This window comes from Pseudanabaena yagii GIHE-NHR1 (assembly GCF_012863495.1).
GTDB lineage: Bacteria > Cyanobacteriota > Cyanobacteriia > Pseudanabaenales > Pseudanabaenaceae > Pseudanabaena > Pseudanabaena yagii.
On the sequence record NZ_JAAVJL010000005.1, the window covers coordinates 87,144 to 102,396 of the forward strand.

The window sequence follows — 15,253 nt, forward strand, 5'->3', positions numbered from 1 at the left end:
TTTATGATTCGTAAGAACGCTTAGGAGAACCATAAAGATAATGATCGTGCTGTTCTGCTCCATCCGTAGGCATAGTATTCAACACCTCTTGAGGGATGTCCGAAATTAGCTCCTCAATAAACATCCAAAATGGCTTACGGGTTTCTTGTTGGCGATGATGCTTAATTCTAGTTAGTAACAAAAAATCAAAAAGTTCCTCTACAACGAGGTCTGGCGATCGCTCTATTTCTTGGATTAGCTTTTCTTTGGTGGTCATCATAGCTTGACTCCTTTACTTGCTAATATTTTGACATATTTTCTTGCTTTTTCTGTTGGATATGCACAAGAGAATAAGCGATCGCCCTTATTTTGCTGAAAAAACAGCGCTTGCACCAAACTTGACTCAAGACGCGATCGCTGAAAACTTAATCTCAACTTTTTGATTGAGAGCGCCAGCAATTTTCTGTAACATTGACAGCGAATGCCCATCATAATCAGCATCCTCAAGCAAGAGCGATCGCCGATTGTTTAGTACCAACGCGATTATTGGGGTTTGACGAGAGGCGATCGCATTGTAGATTTAGCGATCGGCGGTATAAAATACAACTACGATAAGAGGATGATCAACATGGCGATCGCAACACCAAACGCACTAACAGATAACCGTATCCGCTACGTCACCAACATCGAAGGCAAAACAATCGATGTAATTGTCCCCGTTGAACTTTGGCAACAAATCATTAATTCCATCAACATTGATAGCAACCTATCTCAACAAGAAGATAATCTGGAATCCTTCTCTTTACAGAATTTAGAACAATGCTATGGAGAAGATGAACCTGAGTACCCATTAGAGCTAATCAAGGAACACAACAGCGATTATGCAAGAAAGTAAAATTATTCTTACCCCTATTCCACAATCCAATGGAGCCATCAAAAATCGTCCTGCATTAATTCTCAGGAAAATGCCAAAATATCAAGACCTTTTAGTTTGTGGAATAAGCACCCAGCTAAAGCAATATATTCCCAATTTTGACGAAATCATTTCTCCTAATGATGCTGACTTTGAATTAAGCGGCTTAACTAGTCCTTCCGTTATCCGATTAAGCTTTCTAACCGTCATCCCTAATAAAAACGTAATTGGAGCGATCGGCAATATTTCAATAGAGAGGTATCAGCGCCTTATCGCAAACCTAGCCCACTATTTGACCCAAAATGAACACAACTTATAAGCAACTGTAACGCCCTCATCAAAGAAGGTTAGATAATTCAATGGCAACCACAGATAACACCCTAGACTCATGGCGCAAAACCCTAGAAACTTTGCTCCAGTACTATGCCGATCTTCCCTATCGCTATGGCAACGTGAGTGCTTACGTTGTTGTTAGTCGCGATCGCAACCACTTCATGCTGATGCGCGAAGGATGGGAAAATAGTCGGAGAGTACATGGATGTGTTGTTCATGCCGAAATTCGTAACGACAAAATCTGGATTCACTATGATGGTATTGAAGATGGCATTACTGATGAACTAGTTGCAGCAGGAGTTCCCAAGGATCATATTGTCTTAGCTTTTCATCCGCCTCAAGTGAGAGAGCATACTGGATATGCTTTGGCATAAGCTCTGAGATGATCGCATCGTAAAACAGCGATTTATATAGGGTAATATATAGCTAGTAAACGCTTGAGATCCCTATGGAGGTGCAAAATGAACCAAAAACTAATTACAGATCTGACCATAGAAGATCTCAAAACCGTGATTACTGAAGTCGTAGTTACGCAGCTACGGCAATGGTTTGGCAAACCAAACTCATCAATTACCACAGTCAAACCAGAGCCAACTATCCCTACCAATCAGCCCTACGTTAATGCTGAAGGCGTTTACATATTGCCAACAAGGACACCAGAAGAAATTGCAGCAAGGGCAAAAGCATTGAGTGATCTTTTCAGTGAATGGGATCTCCGAGAAGATGCTGATGAACAACGAGAGACATGGGAATATTTGCAACAGGCTCTAGACGAAGAATTGGTAACTGAACGTCCACTCTCACTCACCGCATGATTGTTTTACTTGACTCAGCCCCCCTCGGCATCCTATCAAACCCCAACTCCACCCCCGCTACCCTAGAATGCCGCTATTGGTCAGAGAGATTAGTTGCCAAGGGTTATAGATTAATTGTTCCTGAAATTACCGACTACGAAGTTAGGCGCGAATTACTAAGAGCCAACAAACTAGCAGGTATCAGGCGTTTAGATCAGCTAAAAAATCGCTTAGAGTATTTACCCCTGACCACAGCAACGATGCAAAAAGCTGCTGAATTTTGGGCAGAAGCGAGACAGACAGGTAAACCAACCGCCAGTCCAGACGCACTAGATGGCGATGTCATACTTGCCGCTCAAGCATCACTAATTGCAGAATCACAGGGTGATCGCATTGTCGTAGTAGCCACAACAAACGTAGGACATTTGGAAAGATTTGTAAACGCCAAATACTGGCAAGCGATCGCCTAAGTTACAGAAACAAACATAGATTCAATTTAAAAAACAGCCCAACCACTCAATCAAGAAATGCACCTGCTTATCCCCAGGAAGGAGAGCCAGACTCGTAATCTTGATTCTCCCCTTCTCGAAAGAGAAACGATAATAGAACTCAATCGGGATCTTTGCGTGAAGCAACTCCCAAAGCGAATCCGTCAGCTTCGAGTCCAGAAACAGATCGCGCCCATCCTCTGACGCATAAATGCGAAACACTCCAACCTTTCGCGCCACCAACTTCAATTCCATAACCCTAAGCAACACCTGAGTTTCTTCAGGCAAAGCCCCATACAGACTCTCCCAAACCGCAGCCAACTTGAGAATCTCCTCCTTCGACTTCACCTTCGCCAAAGTCAAATAAGCATTAATCTTCGTCTCATTGTCCTCTATGTAAGTGTCAGGAATAAAAGCCACCAAACGCGGCAACTGAAGCTCAGTATCCGCAACTTCAGGCAAAATCTTCCCCCGTAACTCATTAATATATTCCTGAAGCAAATCCATGTACAGCGCAAAGCCAATCACATCCGCCTGACCCGACTGCTCCTCACCCAAGAGATCCCCAAACCCACGAATCTCCATATCGCGCATGGCAAGTTGATAACCCGAACCAAGCTGACTAAATTCCTGAATCGCATCCAATTTCCTCTTCGCTGAATCTGTCAATTCAAGATTAGGCGGATATAGCAAATAGGCATGAGCCTGAATCCCCGCCCGACCAACGCGACCTCGCAATTGATAAAGTTGCGCCAAACCCAACCTATGCGCATCCTCAATCACAATCGTATTCACACGCGGAATATCCAAACCCGACTCAATAATCGTGGTACAGAGCAAGATATCCGCCTCATTGTTATTAAAAGCAACCATCGCCGCCTCTAACTCCGACTCCTGCATCTGTCCATGGGCGATCGCTAATCTCACATTTGGCAACATCGCTTGCAAAGAATCAGCGATCGCCTCAATGCCCTCAATGCGCGGCACAACATAAAATACCTGACCACCACGGTCTAACTCATGCCGAATTGCTGTTTTCACCAGTGACGCATCGTAAGTAGACAAATGGGTTTGAATCGATCGCCTTGAGGGAGGAGGAGTGGCAATCACACTCATTTCCCGCACCCCAGAAAGCGCTGCATAGAGAGTACGCGGAATTGGCGTAGCACTCAAAGTCAATAAATCCACATTCCCCTTCATCGCCTTGATTTTCTCCTTCTGCAAAGTCCCAAAGCGTTGTTCCTCATCAATCACCAGCAAGCTCAAATCGTGAAACTCCACATCCTTAGACAACAGTTGATGCGTACCGACAATGACTTGAACCTTACCATCCGCAACCTGTTGCAAAACCTGTTTGCGCTCCTTAGTAGGGCGAAACCGATTCACGATATCCACTGTGAAAGGATAAGCCGCAAACCGAGTTTGGAGCGTATGAAAATGCTGTTGCGCCAGAATCGTCGTCGGAGCTAACAGAGCCACTTGCTTACCCGCACAAACCGCCTTAAAAATTGCTCTTACCGCCACCTCTGTTTTGCCAAAGCCGACATCACCGCAAACCAGCCGATCCATAGGGCGATCGCTTTCCATATCTTGCTTCACATCTTGAACAGCTTTGACTTGATCGGGCGTAAGTTGATAGGGAAAAGAATCCTCCATTTCCTGTTGCCAATCGGTATCAGGTGGAAAAGCATAGCCGACTAAATTGGCGCGGCGGACATAGAGTTGCAGTAAATCACTTGCTAACTTGTAAATCTCCTTTTGGCATTTGCTGAGAGCGTTATCCCACACCTTTGTATTGGCGATGCTGTTTAATTTAGGCGGCTTATTAGAAGCACTGCGATAGCGGGAGAGGATCTTCTCATTCTCCTGCGCGATCGCCACCGCAGTCTTACCATCAGCAAATTCAACGATGTAATGCGGTTGCTTTTCTCCCTTCACTTCGATGGTTTCAAAGCGCGTAAATTTGCCAATCCCATATTTACGATGCACGACATAATCGCCAACATTTAGCTCGTCGGGATTAACCGACTTAGCCGTATTCATCCGTGAGGGATGGACAAAAGTTGGTGAGGCTAATAATTGCTGTCCGAATAATTCGCGATCGGTCAAGAGCGCAAGCTTACAACTAGGCAAAACAAAGCCTTGCATCTCCATCAGTCCCGAATATTTTAAAATCACTGGTTTACCAGCTTTCTGAATTCGTGCAATTGACTGTAAATCATCAGGATCACTGACAAAGTTAGCAATACAGTCATACTCTTTGAGTAAAGTTGCCACGCGCAAAGGTTGCGCTGAAATCAGCGTGACTTGATATTCCGATTTGAGATATTCACGAATGAGAGAAGCAATCTGGTCAAACTGATGGGGAACTATGGGAATAGGAGTACTCGCAAAATCAAAAATATTGGCTTTGGGTTTAAGCGATCGCTCGGTAAGTTGAAGCATTTGAAACTTCTTTGCCTCAGTCACGCACTTATCAAAGTCCCAATGCAGTTTCGGTGTATCGGCTTGCGATTGATTTTGATAAAGTTCATCGGCTGCTTCATACCAGCGATCGCTATAGCTCTGACATTGTTCGGGTTCATCAATGGCGACAATAAAGTTCTTGGGTAAGTAATGCAGCAATGTGGCTTTGTGAGCAGTAACAAACTCATGCAAATCGATAGGGGCGATCGCTATGCTGGATAGGTCAGTGAAGCTTTTGGGATTAGTGGGATCAAACTCTCTGATTTTCTCGACAGTACCGCGATTACAGCTTAGACGAACGGGAAGATTTCGATTAATTGGAAACACTTCAAAACTAAATCCTTTGCGACTCCATTGTTTTGATTCCTTTACTTCTTTGACTTCCACATATCCTAATCTTGCCAGAGCCGAAGCTAGTAATTTAACCGATTGCGAATCGCCGATATTGAGATAGAGGCTATGTTTTTGGAAGACTTGAGTGGATGGTAGATGGGGCTGTAGCGCGTTAATGGTGGTAGCGATCGCTAAGTTATGCTGTGGTTTGGCAAGCAATTCTGCTAATATCTCAATCCTTGTCCAAACTGTTTCTAAATCGATTTGCGCTGATTCGTAGGGAAATGTATCAAGGGGTTGATATAGATAGACGCGCCATGACATTGATTGGAGTTGTAAAGCCCATCGGGTGGCTTCTTCGACGGTGGCGGTGACGATGAGTAATGGTTTGGTTTGTTGTTGACATAGATGGGTGCTAATCAGTCCTTTGCCTAAGCGGGATAGTCCTGACAGGGATATGCTTTTGGCTGTTTTGAGTTTCTCGCCTATTTTTGTGGCGATTTGCGATCGGGCGATATTCTCTAGGACTGCTGTAAAGGTCATGGGTTGGGATTAATCATAGAAAGTGAATCTTCAAAACCCACAAATGGTTGCGCCGTAATTTTATTGCACAACAATCATGCAAGTTAAATGCACATCAGCTTAACCAACGTCCATTAACAAGCTTTTTAAAATTACTGGCTACAGAGTTATCATATTCCCTCGCTATATCCTCTTCAATAATTTTAAAAACATCCGTCTCAGACATGTTAGGGTAAATTTTCATATAAGCATCTTTAAAATTATATATTTCAGTCAAATCACCTATTTCAGTTTCTGATTCAACTTTAAAAAAAGACAGGTAAAAAAACTCTTCTGATAAATCAGTCTCTAGTCCAGCATCTCCTAAAATTGACCTACGGGTTTGAATGGTCTTCTTCAAATTACCATCATCAGTCCAACCAGTAAGAACAGTCCAATTAGTATCAATGCGGTTATTATCCATATCTAGAGTCTCTAAATTTGACTTCCATTGTAAAGCAAGCTATCTCGTAGAAACTTTGAATTTAAAGATTTTCTTGTCTCTAAGGCGATTTTCACTTAGCGACATAAAGATTAAAATAAAATATAGCGCTTCGCCAATTAATATTTGCTAAAACAACAGTCAAACCTAAATATTTGCCGATATCATGTTAGTTATTCAGCTTCAATAGGCTATGTACATTAGCAGATTAATCTTATTTGTCATTATGGAGTTCTTCTAGGGGGGCATTATGTCAAAAGCTATGATAGACAGTCTGATCGATGAAATAAACTCACTACTTAGTCGCCCAATCGGATCAGTAACGGAGAGAGTATCTGTGGATATAGCTCCCCCTAGAGATAAGCTAAAGCGTTTGAGATATCATCTCGAAAAACTTACTGAGGATAACCAATTAAATAATTTAGATCAGCAATATCAGGGTTTGGTAGCACATTTACAAGAAAAAATTTCCATAAATCGCCAGACATCCCATGACATTAGTACAGAATCAAAAAAATTAGAAATATTGCCATCTACGGCGGTTAAATTAGAAGCTAGTAAATTATTTGGCGATAAATCTGACTTGAGAATGGAAGCTGGCACATTTGCCCCATCTGAAGAACATTCCACGTTTTTGAATGATTGCATGATTGCTTCGCGCCAGCAGTTAAAGGATAGAGTTGGAGAAAAACAAATTAGAAACGTTCGAGAATGTATAGATGTTTTTGGTGATGTCAGCGAACTTTGGCAATTGCTCAAAAACAGGGAGGTATCCACTTACCAAGATGATTATAGAAATATAATCTTTATTGATTCAAATAACCAAAGAGTCCGAAAAGCTTATGGCAAAATAGTTGAAATTCACAATGAAAATTATTTGGATGTAAAAATCGAAGTCAATTTCTATCCAAATTATAGATTACTAAATCGCAATACAGGTTCTAGTCGATCCTATAAATTATATGCAAAATCCGACTTTATTTATAAATTTCAAGAAATAAATCCTCCACTATCTCTTCAAGAAGTTAAGACACTTCAAGAAGTTAAAGATAGGAAAGATAAATTGGAAGCTTACAAAAAACAAAGAGAAATTGAATCTCATAAAAAGCAAGAATTAAGAATAAAAACAAATATTCTGTTGGAAGATTTAGAGAATATTTTTGAGCAGGATTTTGATAGTTCTGATTTCTTTTACAATCTCAAATGCTCACAATACATCTCATTTGAAAGTTACAAAACACAAAAATTAGATTTTTTAAAAAGAAAAAAGAAAGAAGAGTTGCTAGGAAATCTAGAAAAACTACTCATAAAGTATCTTTTTATTGAAGCTGATGAATTGTATCAATCACAATGCAAGAATTATATCAATTTGCATGAGTATGAAACAAAAAAACAGCCTTTTTTAAAGGAAAAGAAAAATTTATTGCTTTTAGAACTAGATAGAATTTTTATATCCTCTTTTAGAGAAGCAGATATTTTTTATTCTCACAGATGTGAAAAGTATATCTGTCAAGAAGATTATGATATAAGGAAGCAAAAATTTGTGCAATCTTGGATAGAGAATAATCTAGATAATAAACCTGATTTAGAACAAACTACAGCTATTGGAAAGGTTAGTAGCCATGTTCAAGTAATTGCAAGGGCAGGAAGTGGCAAAACTTCTACATTGGTTAATCGCGCCATATTTTTGCAGAAACACTGTGGTGTCAAGCCATCTGAAATTTTAATACTAGCCTTCAACAAAAAAGCTGCCCAAGAAATTAGGAATAGGCTGCAACAAAAGTTACAGAATGATACTCCATATGCAATGACTTTTCATGCACTGGCTTATGCTTTAGTACGTCCTAGTAGAACATTAATTTATGACGAAACAGGTGGACAGCAACTACAAAGCCATCTTATACAGTCTGTGATTCACGATCACTTGAGAAATCGAGTATATCAGAATCGAATGAGGTCTTTAATGATCAAAAAATTTAAAGCGGCGTGGAAACAAATTGTCAAAGGGGAATACACTCTAACGCCACAAGAAAGACTTACTTACAGACGGACTAATCCTCAAACTGGTGTTGATGGAGTTACCTATAAATCGGGTGGGGAGAAAATCATAGCTGATTTTCTATTTGAGCATGACATTCCATTTATATATGAGCGTAACTTTTGGTGGGGAGTCGGAGAAAATCGTATTAATTATCATCCCGATTTTACTATCATTAAAAAAGTAAGCAATAGAAAAGGAATTGTGATTGAATATTTTGGAATGCAAGGCGATCCTAACTATGACGCACAATCTGAGCGCAAGCGTCAATATTGGCAAGATCAGTCTAATTATTTTTTCCTTGAAATCAATCCATCGATTCTTAAATATGGGCGAAAGGCACTAGAAACTCATTTACAGGAATCTCTTAGAAAAATAGGTCTTCAGTTTACCCGACTTAGTGAAGAACAACTATGGGCAAAAATTGAAAAAAGAGCTAAAAATAGATTTGATCAGGCAATGACTAACTTTATTGGTCGTTGTCGCAAAAAATGCTGGAGTCCAGATCGGCTAAGTGCTGAAATTGCTAAACGAGATTTCAATCCTAATTCGGACATTGATAATATTGAACGTGAATTTTTACATCTTGCTGAAGATTTTTATGTTGCTTACTTAGAATCACTTCGACAAAGAAATGAAGAAGATTTTGACGGATTAATGCAAGAAAGTTCGCAAACAGTAAATGATGGTAAAACTGTATTTGCTAATAAAGATATGCATGGTGATTTACGAGATATAAAATACATAATGATTGATGAGTATCAAGATTTTTCAATGTTGTTTGATAATCTAATGACGGCGATTAGAAATCAAAATCCTGAGGCACTATTTTTCTGTGTGGGTGACGATTGGCAAGCGATTAATAGATTTGCTGGATCTGACTTGTACTACTATTCAAACTTTACAAACATATTTAAAGAATCACACAAACTTTCCGTTACCACTAATTACCGATCAGCTTCTCAAATTGTCGAAATCGGCAATAAATTGATGATAAATAAAGGAGTTACAGCTAAGTCATTTATTGAATTAAAAGGCAAAATACAATTAGTTGATACTGCTAAATTTAAAATGACAACAATTGAAGAGAGAGATCATAAATTCAACTTAAATGCAATTGCCATTAGACTCTTATATAAACTAATTAAACAAGGAAAAGAAATAATCTTACTCAGTCACTATAATGACTTACAAAATGCAGGTTATAGAATTAGAATTAAAGATGGTGTCGAATACTTAGATAAACGCACTGAGATTGAAGAATTTCGTAAATCTATATTAGATAAATTGAAACTTACTGATGAAGAGAAAAAACGAGTAGATATCTCTACAACTCATAAATACAAAGGTAAAGAAAAGCAAGTAGTTATAGTTTTAGATGCTGATAGATATGGAAACATACACCCTGATTTTATCTTTAACCGTATCTTTGGTGACGATGTAGATGACATTTTTGAAGATGAAAGACGCTTATTTTATGTTGCACTTACCAGAGCTAAAGAAGAGTTATTTATAATTACTGATAGTTTTAATCTGTCACCTTTCATTACAGGACTAAACGAAACAATGTGCTTAAAGGAAATAAGCTGGGAAGATTATCCTGTTCCTGAAAGTGAAGATCGTTATGTCATTGTCAAAGTTGAAAATCAGCAAGGAAAGGGAACAAATGGAACATATAACATAAGTGAATCACTCAATGCTTATAGTTATGAGTATAGAAGTGATTCAGTATGCTGGGTTAAGATTGAAACTAGTAAAAGATTTCTAGCTAAAGATTCAAGATTACAGTTTATTCTCCAATCTGATTGGTCTTGTCAAGCAAATGGAATAGAGGTTAATTTTTATAATGAGCAAGAAAAAATTCTAGCTTCATATTTAGCTAACAATGGCAGGTGGACTTGTAACTTTGATCACTTTAACCAATCAAATCCCGATGAGTATGACTATACCGATGTTCCATTTTGATAAATTGTTGCAGTCAAGAGAGGTGACTGCTTTATAAATCTTCTTCTGCTAAAACCTGCAAAACATCCCTTGCAGCATGAATAATCCTAACAATTTCAACGCAATCATTCCGATCTAAATAGAAAATGAGATGCTTATTAAAACCCTTCACTGACCACTTTCGCAAACCAACCAGACGCGGATTTTTAACATCGTAAATACTCCCAATGCTAGGTAATTGCGCCAACTGTGAAAAAGTCTGTCTCGCAGCATCGAAAAAATTCAAAGCAGCATCAAAATTATCCTCAGCGATATAAGCAAACTGCTCATCAAGGTCAACACTAGCCATCGGTCTAATTAAAATCCTTCTAGTCATTACTTTTTGCGAAGTCTCTCTAGAAGTTGAATCCGTTTCTGTTGCCACCAATCATCATTAATCTCGATCGCCTCACCACTATCCAAACCCTCTAACAGCAAAGTTTCCAAACGTGCTTGAGCAACCCTCTCCGCCTCTTGACGCAGCAACTGCCGAATATATTCACTCGTAGTACTGTAGCCACCCTTAGCAACCTGCTCATCTATAAAAGCCTTCATAGAATCAGGAACAGAGATATTTACTGTAGTCATAGCTAGTAGTTATGTATATTTCTGACAATTCAATTATGGCAAATATTGCCAATTTTTGTCAAACATTATAATCAAGATAACTTTTTAGGACTAGGCTTAGCTACTTTACCCGCCTGTTTAGGCTTTCCCTGAGCAGCTTTCTTCTCCTTCCCCGTTGAAACCTTACCCAAATTCGGCTTAGCCGCCTCATCCAAATCACCAAACTTCTTCGACCACCACTTCTCCTGAGAAGACCAGAAAAAGACCACATCCGCATGATCCTTGCGTTGCCGCGCCTGCACATCCGCACACTTCAACATCACCTTATCCACACCATCCTTACTGTAGGGAAACTTAGCCAAAGGCTTACCACAAACAGGACAAGCAAAACTAGTCGCCTCCGCCGTTACTGCATTCTCACCCTTCGGTTGAGGAATCTCCCACTGATTACAGCGATCGCTCCAAAACATCACCAGATTCTCACAGCCATGCTCACACTTGAGAAAATGCCCACCACTCACCTTCTTAGAAGGAATCTTACTGAGCGGATGACTACAATCAGGACAAGCCACATCTGAAAGCTCATTTTTACGATTACTTGGCTGTAAATCCGCACCGAGATTCGTATAAGCTCGCGCCAACATCGGCTGAAAATAGGACTGATGCCAACCAATCAAATAGCTTTGCCACTCCAACTTACCCACCGAGATTTCATCCAAAGTCGTCTCCATGCCTGCGGTAAAATCGGCTCTGAGCAGATCAGGGAAAGTTTTATGCAACACATCATCCGTAGACATTCCCAAAGCCGTAGGTTCGAGAACCTTCCCTTTGAGTAACACATAGGTTCTATCCTTAAGCGTCTTGACGATCGCCGCAAACGTACTCGGTCTACCCACACCCTGACGTTCTAGCACTTGTACTAGCTTCGCCTCGCTATACCTAGCAGGAGGTTGAGTTTGCTTCTGCGTAAACCCCGCATTTGCCAAAGCCAAGGTCTGACCGCTCGTTAACGCAGGAATATGTTTATCTTTACTCAAATCATTCCAATAGCGCGTATAACCTGCAAAGGTGAGAATACTGCCCCTAGTTTGCCAGAGCGTCGAACCTGCCTGAATAATCACCCGACTTTTTTGAATCAAAGCATTCGCACATTGAGAAGCAACGGCTCTGCGCCAGATTAACTCATAGAGTTGATGCTGTGTCGCACTGAGATGGTCTCTCACCGTTTTTGGAGTAATACTCAAATAGGTAGGACGAATCGCTTCATGGGCGGATTGAGCATTAGCTTGTTCACGATAACGAGTAGTTTTTTTAGGCACATTATCAGGATCGTGTTTCGACAGCCATTCCTTCACCTCAGCACAAAACTCAGGCGCAAGACTGGTGCTATCAGTGCGGTGATAGGTAATCAAACCCTTACGACCTTGAGGCAAATCGACACCCTCAAACAACTCTTGAGCCACCTTCATTGTCTCTTCAGGTGATAGCCCTAATCTCACGGAAGCTGCTTGCTGGAGCGAACTGGTAATGAAAGGCGGCAACGGTGATTTCTGAGCAGTGACACCCGTAGCCTCGCGAACGACATGGGGATGATTACGCGCAACTTGAATAATTCTGGCTGCTTCCGCTTCCGACAATACCCGTTTTGATTCAACCGTAGATTCCGTATTCACTTCCGCCGCATCATCGGTAACATCCTGATCGTCAAGCACAGGCTCTATCTCACTACTACCCGCATAGAAAGCCGTGAAGCCTTCAGCATATTCCGTCCATACAGACCAGTAAGTAATCGGCACAAAGGCACTAATCTCCCGTTCACGCTGACAGACAATGTGCAAAGCCACCGACTGCACCCGACCAGCCGAGCTACCGCCACTTGTCCGCCGTACTAAAGGCGAAACCTTAAACCCAATCAACCGATCCAAACATTGTCTAGCGCGTTGCGCCGAAATCAAGTTCAAATCTAACTGATGAGCATTGGCGATCGCGGCTTTAACCGCCGTAGGCGTAATCTGGTTATAGACCGCACGTTTAGGATTACGCAACTTGAGTTGCTGTTGTAAATGCCAAGCAATCCCCTCACCCTCGCGATCGCCATCGGTAGCCAGCACCACTTCTGAAGCATTCTTCACAACTTCACGTAGTTTAGCGACTACCTGTTGACCTTTGCCTTCAGTCAATTGGTAGCGACATTCAATTTTGTTGGTATCTTTGTGCATCGTAAAGCCCAAGCTATCTTCACCATCTTTGGCAAGTTCCGTAAAGTGACCAAAGGAAGCTTCTACTTGCCATTCACTGCCAAGGATGGCTTGAATGGTTTTGCACTTGGATGGAGATTCAACGAGTAACAGCTTTTTCATGTTTTTGTACCTGTGTAAACTTTACCACCAAACAGACTTACTTATGATTTTCAATAGGTTTAGATTGTTGTACGTTTAACATCTCCACAGCCCTAGCAATATTTGCCGCATCAAGATCGGTAACATGGGATTCTACGACCATACCCTGCGACTCAACCAGAATTGGATTAACAGGACGATCCTTTGCGTTTAAAGTCATTGTATCCGAGTCTTTTTCGAGATTGAACTTGTAATTCCCCTTACCATCAGGACGCTCAAAGACAAGATTATTACCATCATCTCTGCCTTTTACTTGCAACAGTTCGCGACAATCACGCGCCAGTTTCAGATCTCGTTCTGCATCAGTAATTTGATTAGGAGAACTGGAAATCGCAGCAGTTTTAACATCTTCAGTTTTACGCTCGGAATTATCCTTACGCAGATTACTCAACCCATCAAACATTGACAGAGCCAGATTCTGAATTTGCGTTGCATAATTGCTCTGGTTCTGTTCTGTAGTAATAGCATTCACCTGCGGAGTATCGGCAGCACCCGAATTAGGATCGCTACCTTTGCTTCGCACCTGAGATGGTTGCCATGCTTCGTCAAATACATCATCTTTATCGATCATTGTTAAATCCGTCAAAGTACTAGAAGTCATTTCTCGTTCAGCGATCGCTAAAATATGGACGCTATGCAGTTCCACAACTTGGTTAAACACAGCCATGAACTTAGTCAGATCTGGGTTCGCAGTAATCATTGACTTTACCTAACGCTCTAAATCTGGACTAACTGGACTAGATTGCTCTAACGCTGGCTGAGGCAAATTCATCCGTTGGAATGCTTGCTGGAAGTTGTTTAAATCAGTCGGGGTCATCGCATTAAGAGAGATTTTCCCTTGAGTAGTCCGCAAAATATCTTCGCCAGTATGGTTATTGACAATGGCGATATCACCATCTTTATTCCTTTGGAAATTGTAATACTCGCCCTTGAAAGACTCCTGACCAGTTTCATTAAGGACATTTTCCACAACCACCACACCCCTAGCACCAGCAGGAGCCAGATCGCCTAGTTTATCTACTGCCGCCAGATAACCCTGATTTGGAGTCAAACTTGCCATATCCACAGTGGTTGTTTTGAAAGCTGTTTTCGTAAAGTCAATTTGCTGATTAACAGTAGTCCTATCCACCGTAAACACAGCCCGATCGCTTTGCAGTTCAAACTTAGCGATCGCCTCACCCTCAAGATTAGAAATCTCATAGAAATTGTCCTGAGACTGAATGCAATAGTTTTCCGCTTCATACTTGCCATCGACACCTAATTTCGCAACTAGGGCAACTGAAACTGCCGCCATCACCTGTTGTCGGAAGTCGTCAAACAATAGAGGATTAGACCGTCCTAACTCATCGCGATCGCTGATACCATCGCCATCAGTATCAATGCTGCGAGGATTGAGTCCCATCCGCAGTTCATCTATATCAGTAATCCCATCCCCATCCAAATCGCGCCGCAGTAACTCTGCTAATTCTATTTTGGGGAAATCTCGCCAATCCAGATTGATATAGTTCTGTTCCACAAGAACTGGCAAGGTTGCCTGCGATGATTGAGGAAGTGACGGCAGATTACTACCAGATAGCGGTGACGGCTGAATGGGCGAGTTGGGTAACATCGCCAAATCTGGATCGTCCTTATCGCGAGGACTATGCAAAGTTACAGCCAAAGCCTGTGAAGTCTCAGAATTAGCTGAGCGATCTGGTGCAGCCTGATATCTGCGCCACCAATCATCCATAATGTCTCGATCCCATTGCTGAGATACCCGATCCCACTCCGTATCACTGAATCCCGAAGACTCAGGCTGTTGCTTGTTTCCATCTTTCTCTTGCAATTGCTCTTCCTGCTTGGCTAACAATTGTCTCAGCAGTTCCGCTAAAGCTTCAATCGTAGTTTGCGCGATCGCCAATTGCTGAACATTAGCCTGAGACGCTTCCGATGCTTGTATAAAAACCATAATTTACCT

The 15,253-nt window shown here is 41.2% G+C and carries 14 protein-coding genes and 1 pseudogene; 6 read left to right on the forward strand and 9 right to left on the reverse strand.

Annotation, left to right across the window (positions count from 1 at the left end; all coding sequences use genetic code 11):
- Position 1: 1 nt before the first annotated feature.
- Positions 2–256: a hypothetical protein gene (locus HC246_RS24340; protein ID WP_169366056.1), complete on the reverse strand. Its 255-nt coding sequence runs from the start codon at positions 254–256 to the stop codon at positions 2–4.
- Positions 257–382: 126 nt separating this feature from the next.
- A pseudogene (locus HC246_RS26140) lies at positions 383–518 on the reverse strand (helix-turn-helix domain-containing protein); the annotation flags it as partial.
- A gap of 14 nt (positions 519–532) precedes the next feature.
- On the opposite strand from HC246_RS26140, the gene HC246_RS24350 reads away from it, so the two are divergent.
- The 5 genes from HC246_RS24350 to HC246_RS24370 all read left to right on the forward strand — a co-directional run bounded on the left by HC246_RS24350 (position 533) and on the right by HC246_RS24370 (position 2,489).
- Positions 533–874: a hypothetical protein gene (locus HC246_RS24350; RefSeq protein WP_169366015.1), complete on the forward strand. Its 342-nt coding sequence runs from the start codon at positions 533–535 to the stop codon at positions 872–874.
- Entirely contained in the window at positions 861–1,211 is a 351-nt protein-coding gene (locus HC246_RS24355; protein ID WP_169366016.1) for a type II toxin-antitoxin system PemK/MazF family toxin, read from the forward strand. The genes HC246_RS24350 and HC246_RS24355 overlap by 14 nt, the downstream gene beginning before the upstream one ends.
- Before the next feature lie 40 nt (positions 1,212–1,251).
- On the forward strand, positions 1,252–1,599 hold the full coding sequence (locus HC246_RS24360) for a XisI protein (protein WP_169366017.1): 348 nt from the start codon (positions 1,252–1,254) through the stop codon (positions 1,597–1,599).
- Positions 1,600–1,686: 87 nt separating this feature from the next.
- Entirely contained in the window at positions 1,687–2,040 is a 354-nt protein-coding gene (locus tag HC246_RS24365; RefSeq protein ID WP_169366018.1) for a hypothetical protein, read from the forward strand.
- Entirely contained in the window at positions 2,037–2,489 is a 453-nt protein-coding gene (locus tag HC246_RS24370; protein ID WP_169366019.1) for a type II toxin-antitoxin system VapC family toxin, read from the forward strand. The genes HC246_RS24365 and HC246_RS24370 overlap by 4 nt, the downstream gene beginning before the upstream one ends.
- Positions 2,490–2,510: 21 nt before the next feature.
- On the opposite strand, the gene mfd is transcribed toward HC246_RS24370, so the two are convergent.
- Complete coding sequence (gene mfd / locus HC246_RS24375) at positions 2,511–5,849, reverse strand: transcription-repair coupling factor (protein ID WP_169366020.1); 3,339 nt, start codon at positions 5,847–5,849, stop codon at positions 2,511–2,513.
- A gap of 94 nt (positions 5,850–5,943) precedes the next feature.
- Positions 5,944–6,291, reverse strand: a complete 348-nt coding sequence (locus HC246_RS24380; protein WP_169366021.1) for a hypothetical protein — start codon at positions 6,289–6,291, stop codon at positions 5,944–5,946.
- 355 nt (positions 6,292–6,646) lie between these two features.
- Between HC246_RS24380 and HC246_RS24385 the strand changes: the two genes are divergently transcribed.
- Positions 6,647–10,312, forward strand: a complete 3,666-nt coding sequence (locus HC246_RS24385; protein WP_169366022.1) for a UvrD-helicase domain-containing protein — start codon at positions 6,647–6,649, stop codon at positions 10,310–10,312.
- A gap of 31 nt (positions 10,313–10,343) precedes the next feature.
- On the opposite strand, the gene HC246_RS24390 is transcribed toward HC246_RS24385, so the two are convergent.
- The 5 genes from HC246_RS24390 to HC246_RS24410 all read right to left on the reverse strand — a co-directional run bounded on the left by HC246_RS24390 (position 10,344) and on the right by HC246_RS24410 (position 15,244).
- Entirely contained in the window at positions 10,344–10,667 is a 324-nt protein-coding gene (locus tag HC246_RS24390; protein ID WP_169366023.1) for a type II toxin-antitoxin system RelE/ParE family toxin, read from the reverse strand.
- A complete protein-coding gene (locus HC246_RS24395) occupies positions 10,667–10,918 on the reverse strand; it encodes a type II toxin-antitoxin system ParD family antitoxin (RefSeq protein ID WP_169366024.1) in 252 nt (83 codons plus the stop codon). Before HC246_RS24395 ends, HC246_RS24390 begins: the two co-directional genes overlap by 1 nt.
- A 71-nt stretch (positions 10,919–10,989) precedes the next feature.
- A complete protein-coding gene (gene topA, locus HC246_RS24400; RefSeq protein ID WP_169366025.1) occupies positions 10,990–13,257 on the reverse strand; it encodes a type I DNA topoisomerase in 2,268 nt (755 codons plus the stop codon).
- A gap of 37 nt (positions 13,258–13,294) precedes the next feature.
- On the reverse strand, positions 13,295–13,996 hold the full coding sequence (locus tag HC246_RS24405) for a hypothetical protein (RefSeq protein ID WP_169366026.1): 702 nt from the start codon (positions 13,994–13,996) through the stop codon (positions 13,295–13,297).
- A gap of 9 nt (positions 13,997–14,005) precedes the next feature.
- Positions 14,006–15,244: a hypothetical protein gene (locus HC246_RS24410; RefSeq protein ID WP_169366027.1), complete on the reverse strand. Its 1,239-nt coding sequence runs from the start codon at positions 15,242–15,244 to the stop codon at positions 14,006–14,008.
- Positions 15,245–15,253: the final 9 nt, after the last annotated feature.